The organism is Erwinia sp. PME.40.26/001 (assembly GCF_055556675.1).
This window is the reverse complement of the sequence record NZ_JBVHNP010000012.1, coordinates 80,467-107,163: the sequence shown is the minus strand read 5'-3', so window position 1 is coordinate 107,163 and position 26,697 is coordinate 80,467. Positions and strand designations below refer to the sequence as shown.

Sequence of the window (26,697 nt, the reverse complement as noted above, 5' to 3'; positions counted from 1 at the left end):
CCTTGTCGGTTTCCGAAGATACCCTGCTCAGCGTCAGAATACCTGACCGGGCCGTGGTTCTGCCGTCCTTACTGAAGCTCCCGGTTTTAACATCCTTCTTATACAGTTCAAGCCCGGGAGAATACTTCAGCCACAGAGGATTATTCTCGCCCACTTTCTCAGGGTTATTGAGGAACTCCGGCAGGTTATCGTCCATGCTGACGCACTCAATATGCACCTGGTAGCGCGGCTCATAGCCGCCATCTTTCGCCACCTGGAAATACCCCAGATGCCCGACCGAATCTCCGGCGCTGATGGCATACGGCGGCGGGCAGACAACCCGGTCAAACTGCATCACCTCTTTAGCGGGCGGTAACAGCTTCTTCCACCACGACGGTCGCTCAGCACCCGCCGTGGCCTGGGTGATATTCTTTTTATCCACCAGCATCCAGTACTGCTGGCCGGGCGTCAGCGTGGTTTTTTCACCTTTCTTCTGCGCGTCATCACTGAGGCTCCTGAAGGTAACAAGCCCGTATCCACGCTGGTTATACGCTGTCGCGTGCAGGTTGGTGTCAGCCGGATCCCACTCAACAATCGCGCCCTTTGGGACGGTACCCTTGCGATAGTGGTTCCTGGCGGCAGCAGTATCCGAACCTGCTACCATCACCCATTCCGGGTCATAGGCTGTCAGCTTATCCTGCACCACCCAAAGCGTATCGTCCTGCTCTTTCTCATAGGCGGAATACGGTGCCAGGTGCATGTACAGCGTGAAGAAATGCAGCCCGCTTTTTCCCGTTTTTCCCGGCTGGATGTAATGCTTTACCAGCACGAACGAACCGGAACAGTGCAGCGGACCGGTTTCCCAGGGGATCTGCAGATAATCTTTACAGATACGGTAGGCCACGACTTCCCCATCCACCATGCAGCGGACGGCCTGCTCACCTTCATAGGTAACCGGGAAATCAATTTTCTCTGATGCGGCATTGCCGCTTAACGCACACCATGGCGTTGTCGCATTGGTGATATGAATACCACCGTGCCACATACCGTTGCGCCCAATCATATAGGTCCCGGTTGATTCCCCTTCCAGATGCGCCAGGATCTCTTCCTGCCGGGTAAACTCCTGGCCGCTCAGTTTTGCTACTGGGTAAAATATTTTATTATTACCTTTAGCACCCGTCGGTTCATCCGCAGCCGCCGAACCATCAGAATAGCGATAAAGGATGTAGGGTATATTGTTATCTCTGTATATTTTCGCAGGATAGAAGCCATTCACCTGTGAAAAATCTGATACCCATACAGAACCATTAAACATGGCTATATGTCCATGTTGGTGGCCCGGTGCGGCCTGAATGATGACAACATCACCCTTCTGCTGGCCTGAAATATTGTACGCGCCACCACTTCGGACAGTAGTGCTATCACTTACTGCTTTAAATCCGTTTTCCGTCAACCATGGACCATAATTTCTCGCTGACTCTATCCCGGAATTTTTGGAGGACAAACCACCATTAATAAGTGCGAGTTTAACGTAATGCGCACATTGAGACCGTCCATACTTAAGCGTTGTCGTCTCTTTTCTTTTGAATCTCAGTGCATTATCACTGGCAATAATGGCAGCATTTGAATTTAACTTTAAAATGGCTTTATCTATATCTAACATAATACCCACCATTAATCCTGATAACAGCCTTCTGTTTTTCTTGATTTAAATTCAACTGAGTCCATTAACCAGTGACTATTTTCCATCACCATATGAACATCATAAACTGACAGGCTATTTCCAACCCCAAGGTTTAACTCTAGTTCTGCAATATTATTTTTTATCTTTTCTTGATGAACTGTAATATGGTTCAACCAGTCTGGGCATGCTTCCTGAGCTGATAAAAAGTAGTCCGCGCCTGAATCATTCTCATCCTGTAGTTTTCTCAGGTTTTTATTTGTGTATTTATCAATCGCATTTTGTGATTTTGTTAACCCTGACTCAGTATCCGGGTCGTTCAACGCAGATAAATACTCCGTGTAAAACGCAATGACCACATTTTGTGGCTTATTAATTACTTGACGATCAGATGACTGGCCAGACACCGAAAAAAACATCAGTGCAGTAAAAAAAATTACGGTTTTCACTACTGTTTTAATATTCATAAAACCTTCCTTTAAGTTACCATTCCATTACGCTGATTATTTTTCATAAGTCCTTCTCCAGTTTCATCTTTACTCTAAGATTCATCACAGGGCCGGTACCTAAAGACACTTCAATTACGGATTCACTGTCGCTTTGTGAGATGGCTACAGCTTTGATGTCCTTTCCCCTGGACGGATAAATATCTTGTGACTTTATAAAATAATCAACATCTGCCCCACCCAGAAACCACTCCAATTACAAATATAACCACCCTTACAATCCTTACACTCCCGTTTCTGACTGCAAATTTTCTCCAGTTCAGAATCTGATGATTAATCATCTGAGTTATGATTGCATCAGATGAGGCAGTTATATTTTGAATGAGCTTACTGGAAACATACTTGCTAAGTAATTCTGAACTCTCTTTTGAATCTTCATTCAAGTTCGAGTGATAAAAACCTTTAACGATAGCCGCAGGGTATTGAACTGTAGAACATCATACACACTGTGAAAAAAAGTAAGATAATTGATATACAAGCATTTCTAACGCTACATACCATTCCGTTCATAATGTTTTCTCAGTCATTGAATGATCTACTTGTAACCAGGTTGACTTCACTGACATCTGTCAGGTCAAAATCAGAAGTTTCAAAGGGAAGATCCGCCCCCGATCCCGGTACCAGGTAGTTCGAGGTTTTAACGACATAGTCCCCGTTCGAACCGTGCTCGATACCGTTTCCGCTCAGCTTCAGGTACGATCCGCCGCCGTTCAGCGTCAGGGTTTTCGGCGTGCTGATGATGATTTCATCTTCGCTGCTGGTGATCGTCACCTGCTGTCTGGCGAACAGATTCAGGGTGTTGTGCTGTGCCTGAATCTCGATATCGCCCTGATTGGCCACCAGCTTCGCCCCGGCTTTATGGACGAACAGCCCCAGCGCTTTCTCCACCACCACGGAGAGATTTTTCATCGCACCGATATCCAGATGCTGCCCGGCGTTGATCATGGTGTTGCGCGTACTGGTCAGCTGCAGGTGTTCACCCGAGGTCAGGGCCACGCCCTGCGGCGCGCTAGCCAGCAGCACCGCCGAGCGCAGCGCCTCGATGCGCTCATTCACAAGGTGAGTCTGGGTGCCGATGTCCGTAAGCAGCGCCCCGGCCGCTTTCGCGGCGTCATTCAGCGCCTGCATCTGGCCGTTGGCCTGCTTTATCTGGCTGACGGCGGGAGCCATTTCCAGCACATCCCCCTGCGCCTTCGGTTGCTGCTCCGCCGTCAGGAACAGGCCCTTTGCCGCTCGTACCGCGCCGTATTCGTCGGTGCGCAGCTCAAACCCTGCCCCGCGCTGCGTATTCTGGTCGTCGACCAGATGCCCCATGCCGAGCTGGGTTTTGCCGTACTCGGTAGTGAGATGGATATGCTCTTTCTGGCGTAAATCTTCCATCCGCAGCTCGTTGTGCGCCGGGGTGCGCCAGATATTGCGCGTGTGGTTATCGCTGGTGACGTGGTCCGGGTGCGCCGAGTCGTGCCGGGCGTGGGCAATGTAAGGGCGGTCCGGGTCGCCGCCGTCGAATGCCACGGCCACTTCGGTGCCGTCCAGCAGCGGCGCGTGCCAGCCGTAAGTGTCTCCGGCGTAGGGCTTCGCCATGCGCAGCCACAGAAAGGCGTAGCCCTGTCCGGTGCCGCTGCGGTCAAAGTCCAGCCTGACGCGGTAGCGCCCCTGGTCGTCCAGCCAGGCATAGATATCCCCCTGCTCAGTGCTCTCCACCCGTGCAGGCAGCGCACCGGCAATCAGCGGGCGGTTAACCCGCGCCGGCCGGTAGCAGACGGTCTCGCTGTAGGGGATGCCTTCAAATACGGATACAAAGCTGCTGTCGCGGGAGCCTCTGCTGCGTACCGAGGTAATCACAATGCCGTCCTGCACCACGGCGGGCAGGCTGCGATCCGTTTCCAGTACCTGTCCCGGGGCCAGCTGCGGGCTGGTGGACCGCCCGCCGACGATATGCTGCCCGTTAAGGATGCGCTCATGGCGCAGGCGGGCGTAGAAGGCCCCGCTCTCCGGGCTGTCGGGGTCACCTGCGGAGAGGAACGGCTCCGCGTAGTGGTAAACCTCTCCGGTGGTGATCCCCTCTGCGCTGCTGACGCTCTCAGCGCTGTCCTGCGGGATCAGTGCTTCGCGATAGTTATAGTCGCGGGTCGCCACGCCAGCACTGACCACGCGGGATGCAGTATGAATGTCCCAGACGCTCTCCTGCCCGGCATCGCTCATGCCCGAGCCCGCCGGGTTGCGCTGCGGCAGCGTGACGCCGAACTGATACTGTTCCTGCGTGTCCTGAAATATCACCACGTCCTGCTCCAGGCGCCCGTCCATCTCAAAGCGCCAGAAGATGCCCACTTCCGCCAGCAGGCGCTGCACAAAACTCAGGTCGGTTTCGCGCCACTGGGTGATCAGTTCGCGTACCGGGTAGTCACGCGACAGACGAAACTCAAAGTCCGGCCCCTCAAGGCCGTGTTTACGCAATACCTGCTCCACCACGTCGGTGACTGACTGATTGAGGAAAATGGCGCTGTTCTGGCTGTGCGCCAGCAGCGCGATGCGCGGCACCATGCGCAGAGCGTAACGGGTGTCCTCCCCGGAGGAGGAGACGCGGCGGAACGACTGCACCACCCCATACATCGTGCGCAGCGGATTGCCCGCCGCCCCGGTAAACTCCGGCACCTGATAAGTAAATGAAGCCGGCTTAAGCAGCAGCGTGGCACAGTCGATATCCGGGGAGGCGCAGGTGACGGAGACGTGGTACCACCAGGGCTGGCTCAGGGTTTCCTCTGCGCGGAACTTCAGCACGTCAAGAGAGTGCGGGCAGTCGTGCACATCAACCCGGTAGCGCGACTGGCCCGGCAGCCGTTTTATCAGGCTGCCCACCTTTTGTACTCGATCACTCATTGCAAGACTCCCTCTGCATGTTGATCAAACTCCAGCACAATCCCCTCCTCCTGATCCCAGTCCATCGTCAGGTGCCGGGGCTTGTGCTGCGCGGCCATGTGCTGCAGCAGCTGCTGGCTCAGTACCGGCAGAATCTGCTGGTTCAGCAGGCTGTCGACGTTGCGCGCCCCGGTGTCCGGCAGCAGGCAGGCGGCGGTCAGGGCCGCAGGCAGCGCGTCGCCCATCGTGGTTGTCAGGCCGTAGTGGCGCGCCAGGCGCTGGCTGACCTGGTTCAGCTTGATACCGACGATGGTGCGCATCGCCTCCTCTGACAGCGGTCGGTAAATCACCGTCTGGAAGCGGGCCAGCAGCGCGGGTTGGAAGTGGTCGCGCAGCGTCGGACGCAGCAGCTCCTGTAAATCCGCCTCCGTCGCCTGCGGGTTTTCTTCCAGCAGCTGCATGATGGCGTCGCTGCCAAGGTTGGAGGTCATCAGGATCACCGTGTTGCGGAAGTCGATTTCGCGTCCTTCGCCGTCGCGCATAAAGCCGCGGTCAAACACCTGGTAGAACAGGTTCAGCACGTCGCGGTGCGCTTTTTCCACCTCGTCGAGCAGTACCACGCTGTACGGGCGTTTGCGCACCGCCTCGGTCAGAATGCCGCCCTGACCGTAGCCGACGTAGCCCGGCGGCGAGCCTTTCAACTGGGAAACAGTGTGCGCCTCCTGGTATTCGGAAAGGTTGATGGTGATCAGCGACTTCTCGCCGCCGTACAGCACGTCGGCCAGCGCCAGCGCGCTCTCGGTCTTGCCGGTGCCGCTCGGCCCGACCAGCAGAAATACGCCCTGCGGCCCGTTCTCGCTGGTCAGCCCGGTTTTGGCGGCACGCAGACGCTGTGCGATAGCGTTAAGCGACGTGTCCTGGCCTATCACGCGCCTGCCGATTTCCGCTTCCAGGGTCAGCAGCCCGGTCTGCTCGTCCTTCATTAACGAGGAGAGCGGCACCCCGGTCCAGTCGGCAATCACGTTGGCGACGGTGCGGACGTCAACGTCCACCTGGATCAGCGCGTCCTGCTGCTGCAGGGCGGCCAGCCGCTGCTGGACGGCAGCTATCTCCGCCTGCGGCCGTTCATTCTGGCGGTGGGCCATCAGCTGCTGCGCCAGTTCCTGCTGCGCGGCAAAGTGCACTTCCTGCTGCCCGCGCTGTGCTTCCCGTTCTGCGCGAATCTCTGCGATGGCGCTCAAACGCTCGCTATGCCTGCCGCTACCCGCGGCAATATCTTCCATCAGGGCCTGCTCTTCCAGCGTCAGTGCGGTTAGCTGCGCGTTCAGCAGGGTGATGGCCTCTGGCACCGTGTCGAGGCTCATACGCACGCGGGCGGCGGCGGTGTCCAGCAGATCCACTGCCTTGTCCGGCAGCTGGCGGCCCGTCAGGTAACGGCGCGACAGGCTGACCGCCGCCTTCACCGCGTCGTCGGTGATGTGTACACCGTGGTGCTGCGCGTAGCGCGACTTCAGGCCCCTGAGCATCAGGCAGGCGGTATCCGTGTCCGGCTCATCGACCTTCACCATCTGGAAACGGCGCTCCAGTGCGGCGTCCTTCTCGAAGTACTGCTTGTACTCGCTCCAGGTCGTGGCAGCGATGGTGCGCAGCTCACCGCGCGCCAGCGCAGGCTTCAGCAGATTGGCGGCGTCGGCCCCGCCCGCCTGGTTGCCCGCGCCAATGATGGTGTGCGCCTCGTCGATAAACAGCAGCACCGGGGCTGGCGACTGCTGCACGGCCTCAATCACGTTCTTCAGGCGCTGCTCAAACTCACCCTTCACCCCCGCCCCGGCCTGTAACAGGCCCAGATCCAACGTGCGAACGCTGACGGTTTTCAGGCTGTCCGGCACGTTGCCCCCGGCAATGCGCAGCGCCAGCCCCTCGACCAGCGCGGTTTTCCCCACGCCCGGCTCGCCAACCAGAATCGGGTTGTTCTTGCGACGTCTTGAGAGGATATCGACCATCTGGCGGATTTCGCTGTCGCGGCCGAATACCGGGTCAATGCTGCCCGCTTTCGCTTTAGCGGTAATATCGAGGGTGAACCTGTCGAGCGCGCCCTGCAGTGCCTCGCTCAGTGCGCTACCGTCGGCGGGACTGACGTCAGCATCCGCATCGCCGAGCGTTGACGGTGACTGATTCAGGCTCTCTTCCTGCTGCACTTCCGGTCGCTCGTCGGACTGCGCGTCCAGCAGCGGGCGCAGGCGTTCCATCTGTACGCGGCCGAGGCTCAGCAGCGGCCACAGCCCGTCGCAGGCAATCAGCGATGGCTTCTCAATCAGCGCCGCCAGCAGATGGTGGCTGCGGATGTGGACGTCGTCATCCTCCAGCGAGGCAATCAGCCAGGCCTGTTTCATCAGGATCAGCAGCGCGTCGGACAGCCCCGGGCGGGTTCGCACCGAACGCGGCAGGTGGTCGAGCCAGCCCAGAAGATCCTGCCAGATACCGTCCATATCCCACTCGTAGCGGCGGGCCAGCACGGTGATGTCGCCCTCCCCCTGCTCCAGCAGCTTAAGCAACCAGTGTTCAATGCGGATTTCATCGTGGGCGCGGGTCTGACACAGCGAGGCAGCGGCCTCCAGTGCGCGAGCGCAGAACGGGTTTAAACGACGAAGCAGGACGGCTGACTGGTTTTCCATAGGTTGTTCTCTCTTCCGTAATTAATCAGATTCAGACACGCTACCGCCCATCGCTATTCCTTCTGGTCAGGAACCCGGAGCGCATGGGGTCGGAAGGCAGTACGTTGCAGGGAGTTTGCTGAGCCGCCACGCGGGGAGCGGCTCAGCAAACAAAACGGCAGGCGGCGAACCGCCTGCCGGTGTTCAGTTCCCCTCAATAATTCGTGTCGCAGGACATAAACGCATTGCGTTTTTGAACAGCATTCGTGCCGGCCCCGAAGGGGCGGGACCCATACCGGGTCGCGTCACGCGGCAAGTGAGCCAGCCCACGGGAGCACAGATAACTCTGTGACCGGGACTGCCGACAAATCTGCAGGAGCAGATTTGAAGGCGGTTTGCAGCGGCCCTGACAGGGCGAAGCCCACGGATGGGCCAGGTCACGTTGCCAGCGCACCTGCGCCGCAAAGAATGACGGGTTATTCAGGCGGTGGTCCGTTCGTTCCATGAATCGGAATGAATGATGTTGCCGTCTTTGTAGGTCCAGGTGATTTTTTCGTAGCGCAGCTCAATGCGCTCCAGGTGGTTGTGCTTCTCTTTCGCCACGTCCTTGATGTCGTGCATCAGCGGAGCCACTTTCACCAGCTTGACGTTCTCCAGTTTGGTGTTGAAATACTCCACTTCCTGACCCGCGTCGTTAATGCGGTACCACTTGAACTCCGCTGACTTCAGGGTCTGTCCGGTGGTCACCGCCTTGTAGAGGTACGGACTGGATGCGTCGATTTCCTTGGTGAACAGGAACGGCGTGTGTACGCGGGTACCGGTAAGCTTGCCGGTGTTGTTGTCGGTCGGGATGTACAGGTTGTGTTCCTGCGCCACCACCTCAATGCTGCCTTCACGGTCCTTCACATCCACGGAGCCTTTGATGTCCGCACCGCCGTCGTCTTTCAGCCAGAGATAGACTGGAATTGCCATGTGTTACTCCTTATCAGAACTTACTGTTTTGCCATCATCCTGTGATGACGTCTGGGTTGCTGGGGCCAGACAGGCATCGGCCTGCGGCACCAGACTGATTTCGACCCGGCGGTTTAACGCCCGGCCTTCCGGGGTTGCGTTAGAGGCTACCGGCCGCGTTGCGCCATAGCCCTGAACCGCAAAGCAGGTTGGCGAGACATCACCCGCCTGCAGCATCCAGTCGCGTAGCGCTTCAGCACGCTTAAGTGACAGTTGCTGATTAGCCAGCGCCTCCCCGGTACTGTCCGTGTGCCCGGCGACAACAATCAGCCATCCAGGCCGGGCTTTAATATCCACCAGCGCGTTTACCAGCATTTTCAGCGAGCCGGTGTTGAGCACCGCTTTACCGGTGTCAAACAGCGACAGGCTGTTAAGCCGGACGGTTTTCGGGCGCTTTTCTTCATGGTCGGCCGCCGCCGAATGGCCTGCGGGCGGGATATAGGAATCAATCGCCTGTTGCAGAGCCAGCCATAGACGCGGCCCCGGATAGAGTCCGAGCGCGTAGTTCAGCGGTTCTCCCTGCCGCTGCCAGCGTTCAAGCAACAACGCATCCTGCTTCAGAGAGGTCAGTGACTGCCCTTTTGCACCAGCATGTTCCATCGGGATGCGATGCCACCGGGCGAGATTTACCCCTACCCGGTGGATCAGGTCACGATTGTTCTTCACCGAAAAACCGATCGCCGTCAGTGCACAAAACATCAGTATCCAGACAGCGCAGCGCAAACCCTGACTATCCTGAACTGGCGACGCGAAAGGGGTAAGCAGGGGGAGCAGCGCCTCTGCAAAACGTTCATTTTGCTTGTCTCTCGCTACCGCAGGTTCTGGATGAAGGCGGGTACGAGTAAATAGTCGCTGTGACCACAATGAGTCACGGTCATAGCCTGTGGCACCACAGCGCAGTACCACAGCAAACGGCGACAGTGGCGGGCAAAAGCGATCGGGTTTTGTCAGTTCATCCACCAGCACCTCCAGCAGAAAACCAAAGGCCTGCCTCAATACCGGCAAGGTCGTGATGTTATCTGCCTTCTGCTGCCATTCCTCCAGGGCAAGCACCGGCTCATCCGGCGGACAGACCCGTGCCTGGCTGTTGTACACAATGGTCCACGGCGTTTGTGGCCCTGAAAACTGACCATTTAGCACTACCGGCAGATCAAACCCAGTCAGGGAGTGCAGCTGTCCGATTTGCTGACGCAGGGCATTAACTGAGGCGCGCAGCACACCTTCGTCCTGATGACCGTCCGGCAGGCAGGCATACATTACGCAGAGCTGCCCGACCTGGTGTGGCTGAAGTGACTTAATGGAACGAACAACCGCAGTTAACGCGCTAACGTCACCCACCTTAACCCAGCAGCCCTGCGCCGTTTTGCGCAGTGGCTGGTCAGGGAATAACGTATCCAGCCCATCGCCGCAGACCAGCACGATGGGCCCCTGGGTATCGGCCAGCGGTAGCACCCTGTCCGGGATGTCGCCTGCCAGCAACGCCGGGCGACGGCAGCACAGCCAAAGCAGCCTGCACGCCCCCCCGGCAATCACCAGCGTACAGAGCACGCTAACCCAGATCGCAAGCGGCACGAACCCCCACAGCAGCCACAGCAGTGCGGCACTGCCCGTCAGAATCGGTAAAATGCCGCCGATAACGGCTGATCTGCGCATTAACGTCGCAGCTCGGGTAACTGTGAAGACAGCAGCGTCTGCAGCCAGTGATGACCACCCAGCCAGACCAGGCCAGTCAGTACAACGGCGAATCCAATCCAGAACCAGACGGAGCGCAGCAGACTGTAGCGGCGGTGTCCCGTACGGTGAACGATCAGAGACAGGCCCGCATCCAGCGCAGGTACCCGCTCGCTAAGCGCTCTGAAAGTCTCATTACGCTGCGTCTGGCTGACGGTATTCACGCTGAAGAGCCCCTGAAATCCCAGCGCGAGAATACGGTGATAACACACCAGTACGGCCTCAACGGGGGCAGGCTGATGCAATACTTCAGCGATACGATCCCAGATGGCCTCCCCGGCGTGTAAAGATCCAAAATACTTCGCCTGCAGCGGAGCCGTGCGCCAGGCACGCTGCCCCTCATCCAGAACGGCCTCTTTCCCTCCCCCGGCATCCTCAGGCTTACGGCTCATCACGGTTTCATCCAGCAGCGCACACTGGGCATACGAAATATGTCCAATACTCGCCTCGTCGTAACCCGCGCTTTGCAGCGTTTTTCGCACGTTGTCCACCTGCTGACAGCAGTTCCTGTAAAGTGCGTCGCCGTCCGGCGTCGCAGCCCCCTGGCGCAGCAGGGTGACCGTCAGCCAGGTGTCTTCCATCAGTTGATCGATATCGAGGTCTTTTCTCATGAACGCATCACCGCAAACAGCTCCAGCTCCAGCGCACCGAGCAGTGAAGGCACGTAGAACATGCACACGCCCTGCTCCTGCATGCTGGCAGCGGCCACACTTTCCATATCCAGCGCAAAATACTGGTTCTCAAGCCGAACCGGCAGCGCGGCGGGCACCCGACTGACGGCAATCAGCGGGATCCCCTTCAGCGAGGCACCGTAAATCGCATTCACGTCGTCCGGTGAACCGGCTTTACACAGATCAGGAAAACGTTCCGCAATCTGCCAGGCGGGAATATCGGATCGCACCGAGAGATACAAATCCGCTTCTTCTCGCAGGCGCAGATCGTGGAGCGAGGCTTTCCAGGTCTGCCCATCGGGACGCGACATTGGCAGGGCCACCACTCTCGAAGGCAGACTCGCCTCCAGCAGACCGGCGATCAGTTCAAACAGCAACGGGAACGTATTGCCCGGCGCCTCATGGTCATAGCCAGGAATGGCGTCCAGATCGTGGTCGAGCGAGAACGTCAGCATGCTGCCAGCAAGACGGGCCAGCTCTGCCCAGATCTGCTCAGGGTGCCGGGCCGGGAAACGTTCATATTCGGTCAGCACCCGGGCGTGAGAGTTCAGCGCATTAAGCAGCCAGAAAAGCGACACGTCCGCAACCGCAAAGTCGGCCAGTCGTTCGTTACTTTCGCGACGCATCGACATCAGACGCTGACGGCGGGAGCGTAGCTGACGGTTGAGCAGCACCAGCCGTTCACACAGCGCCGGGCTGGCTGAGAACAGGGCCAGGGGGGCAACGAATGTAGGATCCTGTCGCCAGCCGCCCTGGCCATCCCGGATCAGACGTGCCACCGGGCAGGTTTTCCAGTACGCGTTATTTTCATGCCCGAACCGCAGCGCAAGATTGTGCCGGGCGACGGCCATCGACTCTTCTTCAGGTCCGAAGGCATCCGCCACGGTGACCCACTCTTCGCGATAACGCAGCGGACGTTCAGCGGCAGACGTTTCCATCTGCACGTTGCTGATCCCTGACTGCATCAGAGGAAGGGCCAGCAGTACGGTGACCGCATCCTGCCCCGTCATCGCGCCCAGTTCACGCGGTTCCGGGGGCAGATCGCTGCTGAGCGTATCGACCAGCGTACCGTCAGCAAGCCAGAGCCGCAGGTGTCGTACCTGGATCAGCCCCGATGACAGCAGCGCATCATCCAGTTCGACTTTTTCCGTACCCCATGGGAACGGGGAGGCCAGCGCCGCCACCCCTGCACTGCGAAAAGAACCCCATTCGGCCTGCTGCTGGAACTGCTGAGGAGACAGCAACGCCCCCTCGTTCCATAACGGACGATAAATTTTCATCCCTGACAACCCGCCTTACGCTTTCGCTTTCGGCATCTGGGAGACCAGAGACAGGTTGATGTCCATCCCTTCCACCTGGAAGTGCGGAATGGCGAACAGCTTCACGCGGAAGAACCCCGGATTGTCTTCGATATCCTCCACGATCACTTTCGCATCGCGCAGCGGGTGCGACGCCTGCAGCTCGTCGCCCGGATCGGTCATTTCCGTCACCAGCCCGCGCACCCAGGTGTTCAGCTCCAGCTCCAGCAGGCGGCGATCCTTGGTGGTACCGATGTTTTCACGCTGGATCAGCTTCAGGTAGTGCGCAATGCGCGACAGCAGGAAGATGTACGGCAGGCGCGCATTGATGCGGCTGTTCGCCGTGGCGTCGGCGGTGTCGTACAGCGCCGGCTTCTGCGTCGAGTTGGCGGAGAAGAAGCACGAGTAGTCGCGGTTTTTGTAGTACGACAGCGGGATAAAGCCGAGGTTGGCGAACTCAAACTCGCGGGTTTCCGGGATCATCACTTCAGACGGGATCTTCACCTGGTTGCCGGTGCCGAGGTCGTACAGGTGGATCGGCAGATCCTGCACTGCACCGCCCGCCTGCGGGCCACGGATCTGCACGCACCAGCCGTTGTTGATAAAGCTTTTCACCATGTTGGCGGCGAAGGCAAACGAGGCATTAGTCCACAGGTACTTATCGTGCTCCGGGCCTTTCACTTCTTCAACGTAGTTGAAGCTGCGCACCGGCACGGTGTCCGGGCCGTACGGCAGGCGGCCGAGCACGCGCGGCATCACCAGCCCGATATAGCGCGAGTCGTCGGTGTCGCGGAATGACTTCCACTTGATGTATTCGGCGCGGTCGAAATAGTTGCCGATATCTTTGATCGCCGCCACGTCTTCCATGTTGTCCTTCAGGAAGAACTGCGGACCGGCGGAGCCGATAAACGGCATATGCGCGGAGGCGGCGACTTTGGAGATGTTACGCAGCAGCGCCACGTCCTGGGCCGAGGCATCGAACTCGTAAGACGAGATCAGCGCGCCAATCGGCTCGCCGCCCGGGGTGTCATACTCGGCGATGTAAGTGTGGGCGTAGAGGCCGCTCTGAATGATTTCCGGCGCGTCTTCGAAGTCCTGGCGCAGATCGTCCTTGGACAGGTCCAGCACTTCGATTTTCACGTTCTGGCGGAAGTCGGTTTTGTCCACCAGCGACTTCAGGCCGCGCCACAGGGATTCCACCTGCTGGAACGCCTCGTGGTGCATCACCGCATCGAGCTGGCGGCTGATCTGCCCGTCCAGGCGGGCAATATGGTGGTCCAGCAGGGTTTTATCCAGTTTTTCAATCCGGGTGCCCGACTGGCTCAGGCACTCCACCAGCACCTTCATTGCGGCGGTGACGCGCTCGCCGGCGCTGGCATCGGACATCGCCTGGCTGTCCTGCCAGCTATCCAGTTCGCTGAGGTGCGTCACCGGGCTGAGATTGATTTTTTCAAACAGGGAGGCGTAAACACCGCCCACAGCGGGGCGATCCAGCACGGTGGTACCACCGGTGGAGGAGGTTTCATTTTGCACAGACATCAGCATTTTCTCTCTATCATTCCGTGAGGGGGGGGATCAGGCTTTTTCAGGCGCCAGGGCAGACAGCTCGCTGCGCAGTTCGTCGCTCAGAGCGGGGTTTTTCAGGATAGTTTCCAGCTCTTTGCGGAAGGTAACGTTATCCAGCAGGTTGGCTTTCAGGTCGCGCAGCAGGTTACGCATCGCCAGCATGGCTTTGAGCTGGGGGATCTGGCGGGCGACCTGCTCCGGGGAGAAGTCCTTCATGTCGCGGAAGGTGAGCCTGACGCTCTCTTCGCTGCCGTCGCCGGCCAGGGTGTTTTCAACGGAGATATTGAGTGCCGGAGAGAACTCCGCCAGCACGCTGTCGAAGTTGTTTTTGTTGACGTTGACTTTTTCCCGTTCGGACAGCGCACGCTGCTCCTGGCCGTTGCTGAAATCGCCAGCAACCAGCAGCTTTAACGGCAGCTCCATTTTTTTCTGCGCCCCGCCGGTGTGCAGATCCAGCCGGATATTAACGCGCGCTTTTGGAATCTCGTTCTGATAAGAGTTGCTCATATTTTTTCCTGTAAAAAATGGGCAAGGAAAGCGTGATAAACACACGTTCCTTGTGTGGGCACAGGTGACTATAAAGTAATCTTTTTACAGGGAGCAAGCGTTTAAATCGGATCTTTTGCGCTGATTTATATAGGAATTTTCTTGTAATTTAAGTTAAGTTGCTGAATAAAATGATTTAACTGTTTCGATTTTATTTAACAAAAAAAGACATTTCATGGCGACAGGCGGGGGCACAGGGTCAGTGCAATAACGTTAAAGTAACGGCTTATTATAAACAGTAGTAAAGAAAACTTATGGGAAGCGCCCATCAAAGTGATCTGATGAGAGGCACAGCAGGGAGGAGAAAGGGCAACATTTTCGCACCCGCAGCCGATCCCCTGCGGCACCCAAACTGCCTGAAAAAAGCCTGTAAAAACAGTGTTCAGGTGGCAAAAGGGGGTGGCAGCAACTCCCGGAATTAACAGGAATCTTTTGGTGAATAAACGCGTTAAAAGTCGAGCGTTTCGGTTTTTACCCAGGCAATCAGCGGGGAGCCTTTTGCATTCACATAGCCTATATTCACCCATTGCCCGCCAGATGTACGCTGGATGATCCTGACGCGATCGCCTGACACCAGATACCCCCGGGTCTTACTGTGATCCTCCGCCTCCGTGAACAGAACTGAGCGCGATTTCACCGTTGCAGTAGTCTCAGTACGGGTTACATACCGCAGCAGATAACGGTTAATCATTCCTGCCGCTGCCGGGTTAGCGTTAGCCAGCCGCTGATAGTCATTGATATTCTCTTTCCCCGGGGCATCACAGCGCAAAAGGTTACTTACGCGACTGGCTTCCAGCAGGGCGAAATCCGATGCTGCCGCTTTCACAGTAGGCCGCTGGGACAGGAAGTCGAAGGTTTCGGCGTCAGGCCTGGCAGAGCTTGCCAGACGATCTTCCTTCCCGACCCAGGTGTAACCACAGGCTTCACCCGACCAGTCACTGGTAATACAGCCGTTGCGCATATCCACCACGCTGCAATAGGCCCGGTCGGTATAGGCTACCGAACCATCTTCCTGCACCAGATCACCGCCGGAAAGGCTGTTGACCACCAGATAGCGCCCGGAGGAAGACACAGGCGACGTGCTCTCATAGATACGGTCAGGCTGCGTAAGGTCAGCCTGACCATGACGATTCGAGAACACCATTTTACCCCACATCGCAGTGGCGTAATGTTCCCCCGCTGTTTTCTGAGAAAATGTCAGAGTCCCCCCCATCGGCGAGTGAACTGACACATCCGCGTGGCTTGTGCCGGCGAAGAGCAGTGAACATAAAAGAAGACGGGCGTAAGAAGAGGTCATCGTTCCCTGAACCTGAATAAATGAAAAGAAGAGGCGAAATATAACACCCGAAGCCAGGCCGGCGTTAATAACAACGATCACCGGTTTACCCGCCCGACTTATTGACCGCCTGAGTTTAAATGTTCTACTATTTGCCGCCTTCATCACCCTCTTACAATAATATCGTCAGGGCATGAAGGATTTTTACAGATTTCCCTAACTACCCGATACCTATGCCATTCTCCTGATAATTTCGTTTATCCGGGCAGCTATTCGTTTGTATAAAGGCACAGGTCGTATAACAGACTAACTTAAGACAAATTTCTGAATTATCAGCACTGACAACAAGAAAATCAGATCCACTTTTTATTAAAGACGTTCTTTCATAATGAAAAAGCGGACAGTTTTTATTCTCAGGCAGGAGAACGGGGTGAAATGAGACAGTATCCATTAAGGAAAATCAGCCTAGTGGCGGCCGTGGTAACGCTGACGTCCAGCTGTGCCACGATGCATCAGGCCGGTCAGGACTACGGTACCGCGATCGGCTGCGTTGGCGGCGCGGCGCTGGGGGGCGGGTTAACCTATCTGCTCACCGGTGATGCCAAAAAAGCCCTCGCTGGCGGATTAATTGGCGGTGTGGCTGGCTGTGCGGCCGGGAATATCTGGCAGAATCGTGAAAAAGCACTGGCCAAAATTGCTGCGGAAGAGCATATCGCCATCCAGACCCGGACGCTGGAAGCGCAGGCGAAAAGCAGCAAACAGGCCGTCGGCCTGGTGGCACAGGTGCAGGACAAAGGCATGTTCGACACCAACAGCGCACAGCTCTCCTCTGATGGTCTGCGTCAGGTTAAAAAACTGGCGGCTGCAATGAAAGAGGGCGATCAGGGAGGGGTGATCCTGGTAGTAGGCCATACCGATGCCACCGGTAATCCGCAGCTTAACCAGCGCCTGTCTGAACAGCGGGCGCAGAACGTCGGCCGGGTGCTGGAACAGGCCGGCCTGAGCGGTAAAAACCTCTATTTCCAGGGCGCAGGCTCTTCACGTCCGGTCGCAGACAATGATACCAGCGAGGGTCGCGCTGCCAACCGCCGCGTAGAGATTGCCGCCCTGGCCAGTGAAGCCCTGTTAAAACAGCGTCTGGAACAGGAAGGCAGCAACCTCGCCTATCTGCGCTACGGCACTGCCAGCGAAAGCGCCAAACCGGCCAGTACGCGCGCGCCTGCCCGTAGCAGACCGGCAAAAACCGCCCCTGCCGTCAGCAGCGCCCCCCGCACGCCACCGGCGGCCACCGACACCGGGAGTGTCAGAGCAACAGCACCTGCGACCACCGCCTCACGGCCCGGCACCTCCGGCCCGGCGGCGATCGTGGACTTTGGTGGCCAGCCGGTCAGCAGCAGTACCGCTTCACTGGCCGCCAGCCTGAAACCCCGCAGCAGTGGCTTTAGCCTGATTTCAGAAGCCCATGCGGGCGGCGTGATGAAAAGCTGTTACAGCGATAACGCCCGCATTGGTGGTCAGGCGAAAAACCTGGCCAGCGGCCGCACAGTCGAGACCAGCGAAACGAAAAAATACCTGCCGGGCATGAATGGCCGCGCATGGGCCGGGCTGGTTAACGGTCATTTGGTGACCCTCTCTCCGGTACGGGTACTGAGTGATAACGCCACGGTCACGGAAAATCCGAAGGTGTATATCACCCGCGATTATCAGACCCGGCATAACCGCAAAGCCGATGCCCCGCTTGCCGCCGTCGCCAACGCGTGGGAGGGGGAAGACAGCATCCTGTATCGCGTTTATCTGCAAAATGCGCAACAGCAGGCGCTCTCCTGTATCGATCTTCTGGTACCGAAAGAATCGAAGAAAGCGCAGCAGGGACAACTCTTTTACAGCAATCATCACAGCCCATACCAGGCGTCTTACGCCCCCGTTGGCCTTTAAATTCAGGAACAGTTAATGGAATTTCTGCAAAGTATTGCCGAAGCGATCTCTTTATATCGTTATATTTTTTGGCCGCTGGTCGGGTTGATGGCGCTGATCATCATTTTCATCCGCTGGTGGGATCAGGTGAGCTATTTCTTCCTGAACCTGATGAGCAGCCTGCCGCTGTTTGGCTATATTACCCGCCTGTCGCGCAGCCATGAGCCGCGTCGCCGTGGCACGGGGGGCCTGGCCTGGTACCCGGCAGAAGAGGCGATCTGCGCCAAGTACTGGCAGTATTACAAAACCTCTAACCTGGACGCTGACTTCTATCTGCGCTGCGTCAACTACCTGAATAAAGTCGACGAGCGCGGCCGTAAGCCGACCGGCATTATTCTGTGGTGCGTCAGCGTGGCCCTCGTCCTGCTGGAAGCCTTTATTTTTGCCTTAGTACTGTCACCGTTTATCGCGAACAATATTTCTGCCAACCAGGCGGAGTTTTCTGCCATCGTGATTTCGGTACTGATCGGTGTGGTGCTGGTGCCGGCAACCCACCTGATGGGCTCTGAACTGCATAAAAACACCCTGCTGAAAAAGATCCGCTACTGGTATGCCGAAGCGCGCCACGGCGGGACGGCCAAAGGCCTGAGCAAAAATACGCAGATCTCGCTGGAAACCACGCGGCTGGACGATAACGACCCGAACTATCTGCAGATGCTGAACCGCGTGACCCACAACGCCCAGGTGAAGCCGCAGTACTGGGCTACCGGCATTGCCCTGGCGCTGATCCTGTTCTTTGCGGTCGGTGCTTACTTTGTTCGTGCCGCCACCATTGACTCTATTGATACGCAGGCCGTGAACGGCTCGCCATTCAGCCAGCAGACGGCAGCGGCCTCCGGGTCGCCGTTTGACCTGCCTGCGGCGGCCGTAGAAGATAATGCCCGTGCCGACCGTCAGGCCGCGCACGAGATCAGCGATAACCGCGTGTTTGCCTCCAAGCTGACCTTTATTATTCTGTCGGTGATTTTCGTCGGCGTTCAGCTGATCGGTATTCTGGTGGGCCTGTTCCGCTCCTTTGCCGGCATTGAGTCTAAAGCGGCCTCAAAATATATCGGTAACTTCAGCGGCTCAGAAGAGTTTGCCACCTGGCATGCGATGCGCCGCGAACGCGTAGAGCGCGACGCCCAGGAGAAACTGACCTCGCTGCAAAATCGCCTGATGATGAAGCGCACCAACAGCCAGAGCGAAGCGCTGAATACCCTGCCCACCTTCCAGGACTATGCCAGCGGCAAAGTGCGTGATAAAGCGCGGCTGGATGCCGAACAGCAGCTCCAGATGCAGGAGTATGCCGCGCCTCAGCCCGTCCCTGCAGCCCCGCCTGCAGCGCCGCCTGTGGCCGTGACTCAGGCGGTTCCTGTGCCTCAGCCGACTGCAGTCGCCCCGGCGGTCGTCCCGGAGCCTGTCGCAGCCGCCGCCATCGCACCGGCTGCCGCGCCGGTGACGGCCCCGGCTCCGGCGGCCCCCCTGGCCGATGACGCGGAGGAGAAGCAGCGCATTCATGCTCTGGGCGATCTCACCTCGTTCAGCGCCGATGAACTGCAGCTGATTGCCGACGATCAGGGATTAGCCCTCCCCGCGCTGCAAAAGCGCCAGCAGGTGCAGGCCCTGCTGAATAAGGCACGTCAGGGAGGAACGGCATGAAAGCCCTTATCGCGCTGATCCTGCTGGGCATGAGCACGACGCTGTACGCTGCCGAACGTAACGATATTCCGAGCTGCTACAGCTACGCCAGGCTCGACGCCGAACGTCCGCCCGCCAGCGGGCGCGAGCTGGTGATTATTGTCGACCAGACGGTGAAAGTGCCGACCGAACTGAAAAAGTCGATCTGGCAGCAGGTGCTGCGCTTCGCCCAGCCTGGCGACCACATCATCCTGTATCAGTTCTCTGCTCTGCTGCAGGACAACTACATGAAGCGCACCTTCGACGGCAAGCTGGAAGGCCCGTTCACCGATCAGAAAGCGCGCAACAGCCTCGGCATGGACAGCCTGAAATCTCTGGATGGCTGCCTGACACAGCAGAAACAGTTTTTTGAGCAGACGATTGGCAAAAAGCTGGCAGGTGCCTTCGCGGAGCAGGGCGATAATATTGCTAAAAGCGAGATCATGGACAGCCTGAAGCGAATCAGTGACGATCTGAAGGCAGAGCCGGCGCAGGCGAAAACCGTTCTGCTGGTGTCGGATATGCTGGAAAACAGCGATTTCGGCAGCTTCTACAGCAATAATCAGATCCGCCTGCTGGTGCCGGAAAAAGAGATGCAGCGCGTCAGCAAACAGCATCTGCTGGCCGATTTTGCCGGCAGCAGGATCTACATTGCGGGGGCCGGGCTGATCGACAGCGAGGCGAAAAATAACTACCGTTCAGGAAAAATCATGCAGCAGCTGGAAGCGTTCTGGCGTGACTATTTTTCGGCGTCCCACGCCACGGTGATCGGCTTTGGTGCCCCGGAACTGACGGTCGATCTGCAGTAAACTCTCCGCCCGGTACGCCCTTTTCCCTTAACGCGCTGGCCTCATGGTCAGCGCGTTTTTTATTATTGGGAAATTTTTGTCGGAAGTTATTGCATAGTGACAACCAATGATAATAATTGTCGTTATCTTTCACATTCTCATTGGCATCTAAACCCATGTTCACCACTAAGCCCTGCATGCTCGCCGTGCTGATCGCCAGCACCTGCACCGCCTTTGCCCACGCGGCAGCCAGCGATGAAAAAACACTGGTGGTCAGCGCCTCAGATTCTGGCGCCGCCGCCCTGCCCGCCTATACCAACAGCGCCACCAAGTCGGCGGTGCCGGAAAGCAAAACGCCTCAGGTGATCAATACCGTCAGCAGCAAGGAGATTGCCGCGCGTCACGCCAGCTCGCTGAATGAAATTCTGCGCTATGCCCCCGGCGTGTCCACCGAAACCCGCGGCGCCACCTCGTATATGAGCGAGTATAAAATCCGCGGTTTCACGGTGGATAACACCTTCTATGACGGCTTACAGCTGCCGTATAACGTCACGGGTAACACCAAAGCCAGTATCGATCCGATTCTGATCGACCATGTGGATATCCTGAAAGGCCCGGCCTCGGTGCTGTACGGCAACGGGTCGCCGGGTGGCCTGGTGAATATTCAGAGTAAAAAGCCGGAGAAAGAGCAGAAAACCGAAGTCGGGTTTAACAGTGGCAACCGCAAGCTGCGCGAAGGCTATATCGACAGCACCGGCGCGATTGCCGACAGCGACTGGAGTTATCGCTTTATTGGTAAAGCCAGCGCCGGGGACGATCAGCCGCGCACCACTCACAGTGAAAACTATCTGGTGGCCCCGTCACTCACCTGGCAGCCGTCGGATAAAACCCGCCTGACGATCGACGCGCAGTACCAGGACATCCCCAGCCTGACGCCGTCTGACCCTCTGCCGCTGGCCGCGCTGACCTCGTCAGACGCTTCGCGCCGCACTTATGCAGGCGACCGCTGGAGCGGCTTTAAACAGCGCCAGTGGATGCTGGGTTACAGCTTTGAGCATCAGTTCGATAACGGCTGGGGCGTGGCGCAGAAGGCGCGCTACTTTGACGTTGATACCCACCAGCGCAGTATTTATGCCTCGGGTCTGACCAATCCGGCCGTCAGTAACAGCCAGCTGGATCGGTTTGCCTACACCACCGATGAAGACCTGAAAAGCTTCAATATCGATAACCAGGTGACGAAGCAGTGGGATCTGGGTGACTGGCAACATCACCTGCTGGCGGGCGTGGACTATCAGCGGATGGATTCTCACTTCAACTATCAGTACGCCACCCGCACACCGGGCTTTGATCTCAGCAATCCGGACTACAACCAGGTCAGTGAGTCGGCGCTGGGCCTGTATACCGCCCAGCTTAACCGCCTGAGCTTCAACCAGACCGGCTACTACTTCCAGGACCAGGTGGAGTACGGCAATCTGAGCCTGATCGCCGGGTTGCGCTACGATGACTACCGATCCACCAACACCGACTACCTCGGTAATAATCAAAAAGAGTGGGTGGCGCAGCACCGCCTGACCAAACGCCTCGGCGCGCTCTACACCTTTGATAACGGCATTGCGCCGTTTATCAGCTACTCCGAAGGCTTCAAACCGGTTTCACCCACGGGCAACCTGACCTCCGCTAAACCGACCACCAGCCGTCAGCTGGAAGGCGGGGTGAAATACCTGCTGGCCGACTACGCCACCACGGTGACCGCCTCGGTATTTAATATCCGGCAGAAAAACGTGCTCACCTCCGATCTCAGCTTCCTGAACTATCGCCAGACCGGTGAAGTGGAGTCAAAAGGGGCAGAGCTGTCGGTGATCAGCCGTCCGACCGACAATATCAGCCTGATCGCCAACTACGCCTATACGCACGCGCTGAATACCGAAGATGATAAGTACCAGGGGAAACGCCCGACCCAGGTGGCGGAGAACAGCTTTAATCTGTGGGGGGACTACACCTTCGACAACGGCGCAGTGCGCGGCCTGACTGTTGGTGCCGGGGCGCGCTACGTCGGCCCGATGGAAATTGCCCTGGCCAACGATCAGGGCAAGCTGGGCGGTACCACGCTGTGGGATATGGCGGTGTCTTACAATATGGCGGCGGTCTCTCCGCAGCTGGCCGGGGTGACGCTGAAAGCCAGCGCGCAGAACCTGACCAATAAAGAAACCTTCACCTGCTACGACACCACGAACTGCTGGATCGGCCGTGACCGCACCTGGCAGGCGGGCATCAGCTACAGCTTCTGAGCCCCGCTCATTGCAGGCACTCTCTCTGCGGGAGTGCCTTTTTTTATTCAACGCAGCGGGTGCTGCGTCCCCGTCAGTACCGGCATCGCCTCACGCATCATGGTCAGAAACATCCGCAGACGCGCAGGATAGTAGCGGGCGTGGGGATAGACCAGATACACCGGCAGTGCGGCGGCCTGCCACTGCGGCGCAAGGTGCAGTAACGTTCCGCGCGCAATATCCTCCTGCACTACCCATGATGACGCAATCCCCACCCCCATCCCCGCCAGCACCGCATTGCGCAGTGCGTACAGGCTGTCGGTCAGCAGCCGCGGCTGGATATCAAAACGCTGGTTTTCTCCACCAGGAAGGTGCGTCAGCGAGACGCTGTGACGATAGAAGGTGCTAAGGGCCAGCCACGGCAGGCTCTGGAGCTGTTGCGGATGCTGCGGTACCGCATCCGTCGCCAGGAGCGCAGGGGAACCAATGACAATGCGCGGCACTTCAGCCACCAGCTGGGCTACCACCGACGGTTCGGTGACCGGGCCGACGTGCACCGCGCAGTCGATACCCTCGGCAATAAACTCCGGGTGGCGGTCACTCAGCATCCACTCCACGGTCATCCGGGGGTAGCGCTGTAAATAGTGCTGCAACGGCACAATCATCTGATCCTGCCCGAAGGCGTGCGGAGCCAGCACCCTCAGCACCCCCTGCGGCTCCTCGGTGACGCCGCGCAGGTCGTCCTCTATCCCCTGCCAGCTTTCCAGCAGTGTCCTGGCGTGGGCATAGCAGCGCTGGCCGTCCTCCGTCAGCTTCATCACATGGGTGGTACGCTGCACCAGCTTCAGGCCCAGCAGCTTCTCCAGGGTTTGCAGGCGGCGGCTGACGGTGGGCTGACTGGTGCCCAGCCGTGCAGCGGCCGCCGACAGATTGCCAGCTTCCACGATGCGCACAAAGGTCTGCATCAGTTCTATACGGTCAACGCCGGGAAATTGTGATGTGTTCATACGCCTATCGTATAACAGTTCTACCAGGCAGGCGACTACCGCTGCGCCTGCTAACGCATAATAATAGCGTCAACTTCACAGACACACAGGTGCTGACCATGTCGACCCAACCTTCTTCTTCACTCCAGCCGCTGTCAGGCCCCACCGTACTGATGCTGGCCAGTGGCGCTGGCTTCAGCGTGGCGTCGATCTACTACAGCCAGCCGATGCTGGAAATTTTGTCCAGCGAGCTTCATGCCAGCGTGACAACCAGCGGTCTGGTGCCCACGCTGACCCAGATGGGCTATGCGCTCGGCATTTTACTGCTCGCCCCGCTGGGGGATCGCCACGACCGGCGCACCATTATTACGATTAAAGGCGTGCTGCTGACGCTGGCGCTGCTACTCAGTGCGGCCGCAGGCAACATGATGGTGCTGCTGGCTGCCAGCCTGGCGATTGGCATCACGGCGACGATGGCGCAGGACATTGTTCCGGCCTCCGCCAGCCTGTCCCCGGAGGCCCAGCGGGGCAAAACCGTGGGCACGGTGATGACCGGACTGCTGCTGGGTATTTTGCTGTCAAGGGTGGTGAGCGGGCTGGTGGCGCAGTATTTCGGCTGGCGGGTGATGTTTGTACTCGCCGCCGTGATGGTACTGCTGATTACGCTGGTTCTGTGGCGTCGCCTGCCGCATATCGCCCCCAGCACCACGCTGGGCTACCCGGCGCTGCTGGCATCAATGCGTCACCTGTGGCTGCACCACGGCGAACTGCGCCGCGCCACACTGGCACAGGGGCTGCTTTCCGTCGGATTCAGTGCTTTCTGGTCAACCCTGGCGGTGATGCTGCACACCCGTTATGGCCTCGGCAGCGCCACGGCGGGCGCCTTTGGTCTGGCCGGTGCAGCAGGCGCTATGGCCGCTCCGCTGGCAGGGATGATGGCCGACCGTCGCGGCCCGGCGCTGGTGACACAGTTCAGCACCGCGCTGGCCACGCTCTCTTTCGCCGCGCTGTTTTTCCTGCCGCTGCTGCCGGTGCCCGCCCAGCTGGCGCTGATTGTTATCTCGGCGGTTGGTTTTGATTTTGGGGTACAGGCCACGCTGGTGTCCCACCAGACGCTGATCTTCGGCCTCGAACCTGCCGCCCGCAGCCGCCTGAATGCGTTAATGTTTACCGGGGTATTTATCGGCATGGCGATCGGTTCCGCGCTGGGCAGTCTGATCCTGGAAAAAGCCGGATGGCCGGGGGTGGTTGCCCTGCTGACGCTGGCCGGTGCCCTGAGCTTTGTGGTGAGAATGTATGCCCGCCGTATCCGGCTGGCACAGGCCTGAGCCTGGATCTGCCGTCATCGGCACGGGGCGACCTGAAACAGGTCGCCCCTGATGGGCTGAGGGGTTATTCCGCCAGCTTTTTCATAAAGTCATCCCACTGCTGGCGATAAACATCCAGCTGCTTCAGGGCCCCGTCGATAGAGGACTGTGCCTTATTATCAGGATTCGGCGTGGCATTAATCACCCGGGCAAACGCACTGAAGGTTTCGGCCATATTGCTGCTCAGTTTCGTTGCCGCCAGCATCGTGGTCAGTTCAACCTGCGGCCGGGCGGTCCCGCTTTTCACCTGCTCAAGGTATTGGCGTGCTTCAGACTGCATGGTACCAGTGCCGTACTGCCTGGCAATATCCAGCATCCCCTGGGCTGACAGCAGGGTGCGTTCTTCACGATCGGCAATTTTCCCCTCAGTCATCCCGTCGACAATCTTTGTGGCCTGCTGCTGCTGATCCGGGGCAACATATTTTTCCACCAGCTTATGCAGTTTGGCCTGAGTTAGCGACAGCGCCATCGCTTCAGAGGTATCGGAGTTGTCATACTGATTGTGACCCACCTGACCCTGGGCTAATACCTCATGCAGGTCAGCGGCAAACTTATCCATGCTGGCCTGAGTATTATCGCGGGTCATACCCAGCAGGGGGGTGAAGGTGCGGGCATCCCAGTTGGTTTGCGGGTCATTAAACAGGTCATAGCCAAGGTTAATCACCGCCGTCTGGCTGGAGGATTTACCGGCATGCAGACCCTTCAGATTGTCTTCCTGCTGCTCCGCCGTCAGCGGTTCGGCCGTCGCCTGCGCCAGCCGCGCGCGGCCCTCCGGGGAGATCGCCACCATGCTGGCGGGCAAGGTTTTCCCGGTAATGCTTTCTGTTGCAGGCGCAGCGCTGGCGGCACCTGCGGTAGTGGCAACATATCTCCCTGCCACGCTGTCGGTTACTCCACTGATCACACCCATAAAGCCCTCTACGGTTATCACGTTGGTAGCGTAATTTATCGGCAAAGGGTAAGGATCCTTTACGTAAAAGATGAGGCGAACGCTGGAAAATTCAGCGCTATGACAGCGTCAGATTGCCATAGGCCTGTGACCAGTCCTGGTCAAAGCGCTGCAGGGCGCTGTCTACTGCCGGATCGAGCAGGAACAGCTCCGCGACGTCAGGATCGACGGTGATCGCCCGGCAGCCAGCGAGCATACAGTCCAGCACCTGGCGCGGCGTACGGAAGCTGGCGGCCAGCACTTTGCTGTGCGGACAATGCAGATCGAGCAGGGTTTGCAATTCACGCACCAGCGCAATGCCGTCACCGCCCTGGGCATCGACCCGGTTAACGTAAGGCGCGATATAGCCGGCACCGGCCAGCGCAGCATAAAACCCCTGCCCCGCACCGTACACCGCCGTCCCCAGCGTGGGGATATTCTGTTGAGTCAGGGCCTTTATCGCCGTCAGGCCCTGATGGGTCACCGGCACCTTGACCACCAGCGAGGGCACAATTTCACGCAGCTGTAAGGCTTCATCCACCATCGCCGCCGCCTCATGCGCCAGGACCTGGGCAAACAGGGTCGCGTCAGCAGGAAGAATCGACACCATTTCCTGGAGCACGCTGCTGAGTGGCCGCTGGCTGCGCGCGACAATACTCGGGTTGGTGGTCACCCCTTTCACCGGCAGCACCGCGGCCAGGCGTTTCACTACTGCGACATCAGCCGTATCTAAATAAAATTCCATCATTTTCTCCGGGAAAGGGCCTGTCTGTGTTTCATATGAAACATTCATTGCTTTCGCATAACAATAATGGAGATCCCCCGGCTGAAAGTTGATCGTCATCACGCTTAATTACGCAGGGAAAACATGCCAATCGAGGAAATAAAAACCATATAAAACAGAAAGATAATAAAAAAATCACCGACAGGGTTATAAAGAGTGAAAGAGG

18 protein-coding genes and 1 pseudogene are annotated in these 26,697 nt (G+C 58.0%); 5 read left to right on the top strand and 14 right to left on the bottom strand.

All coding sequences use genetic code 11. The features are described from left to right. The 11 genes and pseudogenes from ACZ3HG_RS21400 to ACZ3HG_RS21350 all read right to left on the bottom strand — a co-directional run. Positions 1 to 1,294 (bottom strand): annotated as a pseudogene (locus ACZ3HG_RS21400) (hypothetical protein); the annotation flags it as partial. A gap of 359 nt (positions 1,295 to 1,653) precedes the next feature. After that, positions 1,654 to 2,127: a DUF3828 domain-containing protein gene (locus ACZ3HG_RS21395; RefSeq protein ID WP_465334352.1), complete on the bottom strand. Its 474-nt coding sequence runs from the start codon at positions 2,125 to 2,127 to the stop codon at positions 1,654 to 1,656. 558 nt (positions 2,128 to 2,685) lie between these two features. Then, positions 2,686 to 5,046 (bottom strand): type VI secretion system Vgr family protein, encoded by a 2,361-nt coding sequence (locus ACZ3HG_RS21390; RefSeq protein ID WP_465334350.1) that lies wholly within the window; start codon positions 5,044 to 5,046, stop codon positions 2,686 to 2,688. After that, positions 5,043 to 7,700 (bottom strand): type VI secretion system ATPase TssH, encoded by a 2,658-nt coding sequence (tssH, locus tag ACZ3HG_RS21385; protein WP_465334348.1) that lies wholly within the window; start codon positions 7,698 to 7,700, stop codon positions 5,043 to 5,045. The genes ACZ3HG_RS21390 and tssH overlap by 4 nt, the downstream gene beginning before the upstream one ends. A 459-nt stretch (positions 7,701 to 8,159) precedes the next feature. Next, a complete protein-coding gene (locus ACZ3HG_RS21380) occupies positions 8,160 to 8,651 on the bottom strand; it encodes an Hcp family type VI secretion system effector (protein ID WP_465334346.1) in 492 nt (163 codons plus the stop codon). Positions 8,652 to 8,654: 3 nt separating this feature from the next. Next, complete coding sequence (locus tag ACZ3HG_RS21375) at positions 8,655 to 10,343, bottom strand: OmpA family protein (protein WP_465334344.1); 1,689 nt, start codon at positions 10,341 to 10,343, stop codon at positions 8,655 to 8,657. Further along, the gene (gene tssL, locus ACZ3HG_RS21370) at positions 10,343 to 11,032 is read right to left on the bottom strand and encodes a type VI secretion system protein TssL, short form (protein WP_465334342.1); all 690 of its coding nucleotides are present in this window, start codon (positions 11,030 to 11,032) and stop codon (positions 10,343 to 10,345) included. The genes ACZ3HG_RS21375 and tssL overlap by 1 nt, the downstream gene beginning before the upstream one ends. Then, entirely contained in the window at positions 11,029 to 12,372 is a 1,344-nt protein-coding gene (gene tssK, locus ACZ3HG_RS21365) for a type VI secretion system baseplate subunit TssK (RefSeq protein ID WP_465334340.1), read from the bottom strand. Before tssK ends, tssL begins: the two co-directional genes overlap by 4 nt. Positions 12,373 to 12,387: 15 nt before the next feature. Continuing rightward, complete coding sequence (gene tssC, locus ACZ3HG_RS21360) at positions 12,388 to 13,935, bottom strand: type VI secretion system contractile sheath large subunit (RefSeq protein ID WP_191936042.1); 1,548 nt, start codon at positions 13,933 to 13,935, stop codon at positions 12,388 to 12,390. Between the two features lie 30 nt (positions 13,936 to 13,965). After that, complete coding sequence (gene tssB, locus ACZ3HG_RS21355) at positions 13,966 to 14,463, bottom strand: type VI secretion system contractile sheath small subunit (protein ID WP_465334337.1); 498 nt, start codon at positions 14,461 to 14,463, stop codon at positions 13,966 to 13,968. 487 nt (positions 14,464 to 14,950) lie between these two features. Beyond that, on the bottom strand, positions 14,951 to 15,880 hold the full coding sequence (locus tag ACZ3HG_RS21350; RefSeq protein ID WP_465334335.1) for a hypothetical protein: 930 nt from the start codon (positions 15,878 to 15,880) through the stop codon (positions 14,951 to 14,953). Between the two features lie 366 nt (positions 15,881 to 16,246). Between ACZ3HG_RS21350 and ACZ3HG_RS21345 the strand changes: the two genes are divergently transcribed. From ACZ3HG_RS21345 to ACZ3HG_RS21330, 4 genes are all read left to right on the top strand, one after another. After that, entirely contained in the window at positions 16,247 to 17,713 is a 1,467-nt protein-coding gene (locus tag ACZ3HG_RS21345) for an OmpA family protein (RefSeq protein ID WP_465334333.1), read from the top strand. Positions 17,714 to 17,728: 15 nt separating this feature from the next. Next, positions 17,729 to 19,393, top strand: coding sequence for a hypothetical protein (locus tag ACZ3HG_RS21340; RefSeq protein WP_465334331.1), 1,665 nt, complete (start codon positions 17,729 to 17,731; stop codon positions 19,391 to 19,393). Beyond that, entirely contained in the window at positions 19,390 to 20,220 is an 831-nt protein-coding gene (locus tag ACZ3HG_RS21335) for a hypothetical protein (protein WP_191935570.1), read from the top strand. The genes ACZ3HG_RS21340 and ACZ3HG_RS21335 overlap by 4 nt, the downstream gene beginning before the upstream one ends. 176 nt (positions 20,221 to 20,396) lie before the next feature. Continuing rightward, positions 20,397 to 22,487, top strand: coding sequence for a TonB-dependent siderophore receptor (locus tag ACZ3HG_RS21330; protein WP_191935607.1), 2,091 nt, complete (start codon positions 20,397 to 20,399; stop codon positions 22,485 to 22,487). Positions 22,488 to 22,534: 47 nt separating this feature from the next. On the opposite strand, the gene ACZ3HG_RS21325 is transcribed toward ACZ3HG_RS21330, so the two are convergent. Continuing rightward, a complete protein-coding gene (locus ACZ3HG_RS21325) occupies positions 22,535 to 23,473 on the bottom strand; it encodes a LysR family transcriptional regulator (RefSeq protein WP_244633764.1) in 939 nt (312 codons plus the stop codon). A gap of 98 nt (positions 23,474 to 23,571) precedes the next feature. Here ACZ3HG_RS21325 and ACZ3HG_RS21320 point away from each other — a divergent pair, with 98 nt between their 5' ends. Then, positions 23,572 to 24,780 carry an MFS transporter gene (locus ACZ3HG_RS21320; RefSeq protein ID WP_465334328.1) on the top strand — a complete coding sequence of 403 codons (1,209 nt, stop codon included), beginning with the start codon at positions 23,572 to 23,574 and terminating at the stop codon, positions 24,778 to 24,780. Between the two features lie 64 nt (positions 24,781 to 24,844). On the opposite strand, the gene ACZ3HG_RS21315 is transcribed toward ACZ3HG_RS21320, so the two are convergent. Continuing rightward, positions 24,845 to 25,774 (bottom strand): hypothetical protein, encoded by a 930-nt coding sequence (locus ACZ3HG_RS21315; RefSeq protein WP_465334326.1) that lies wholly within the window; start codon positions 25,772 to 25,774, stop codon positions 24,845 to 24,847. A 52-nt stretch (positions 25,775 to 25,826) separates the two neighbouring features. After that, a complete protein-coding gene (fsa, locus tag ACZ3HG_RS21310; RefSeq protein ID WP_191936039.1) occupies positions 25,827 to 26,492 on the bottom strand; it encodes a fructose-6-phosphate aldolase in 666 nt (221 codons plus the stop codon). Positions 26,493 to 26,697: the final 205 nt, after the last annotated feature.

Excerpts from the sequence above, each read along its gene's own strand:
- ACZ3HG_RS21395 (WP_465334352.1), bottom strand. The coding sequence starts at position 2,127 with ATGAATATTAAAACAGTAGTGAAAACCGTAATTTTTTTTACTGCACTG.
- fsa (WP_191936039.1), bottom strand. The coding sequence starts at position 26,492 with ATGGAATTTTATTTAGATACGGCTGATGTCGCAGTAGTGAAACGCCTG.
- ACZ3HG_RS21320 (WP_465334328.1), top strand. The coding sequence starts at position 23,572 with ATGTCGACCCAACCTTCTTCTTCACTCCAGCCGCTGTCAGGCCCCACC.
- ACZ3HG_RS21380 (WP_465334346.1), bottom strand. The coding sequence starts at position 8,651 with ATGGCAATTCCAGTCTATCTCTGGCTGAAAGACGACGGCGGTGCGGAC.
- tssC (WP_191936042.1), bottom strand. The coding sequence starts at position 13,935 with ATGCTGATGTCTGTGCAAAATGAAACCTCCTCCACCGGTGGTACCACC.
- tssK (WP_465334340.1), bottom strand. The coding sequence starts at position 12,372 with ATGAAAATTTATCGTCCGTTATGGAACGAGGGGGCGTTGCTGTCTCCT.
- ACZ3HG_RS21375 (WP_465334344.1), bottom strand. The coding sequence starts at position 10,343 with ATGCGCAGATCAGCCGTTATCGGCGGCATTTTACCGATTCTGACGGGC.
- tssB (WP_465334337.1), bottom strand. The coding sequence starts at position 14,463 with ATGAGCAACTCTTATCAGAACGAGATTCCAAAAGCGCGCGTTAATATC.
- tssH (WP_465334348.1), bottom strand. The coding sequence starts at position 7,700 with ATGGAAAACCAGTCAGCCGTCCTGCTTCGTCGTTTAAACCCGTTCTGC.
- ACZ3HG_RS21340 (WP_465334331.1), top strand. The coding sequence starts at position 17,729 with ATGGAATTTCTGCAAAGTATTGCCGAAGCGATCTCTTTATATCGTTAT.
- ACZ3HG_RS21330 (WP_191935607.1), top strand. The coding sequence starts at position 20,397 with ATGCTCGCCGTGCTGATCGCCAGCACCTGCACCGCCTTTGCCCACGCG.
- ACZ3HG_RS21390 (WP_465334350.1), bottom strand. The coding sequence starts at position 5,046 with ATGAGTGATCGAGTACAAAAGGTGGGCAGCCTGATAAAACGGCTGCCG.
- ACZ3HG_RS21335 (WP_191935570.1), top strand. The coding sequence starts at position 19,390 with ATGAAAGCCCTTATCGCGCTGATCCTGCTGGGCATGAGCACGACGCTG.
- ACZ3HG_RS21325 (WP_244633764.1), bottom strand. The coding sequence starts at position 23,473 with ATGAACACATCACAATTTCCCGGCGTTGACCGTATAGAACTGATGCAG.
- tssL (WP_465334342.1), bottom strand. The coding sequence starts at position 11,032 with ATGAGAAAAGACCTCGATATCGATCAACTGATGGAAGACACCTGGCTG.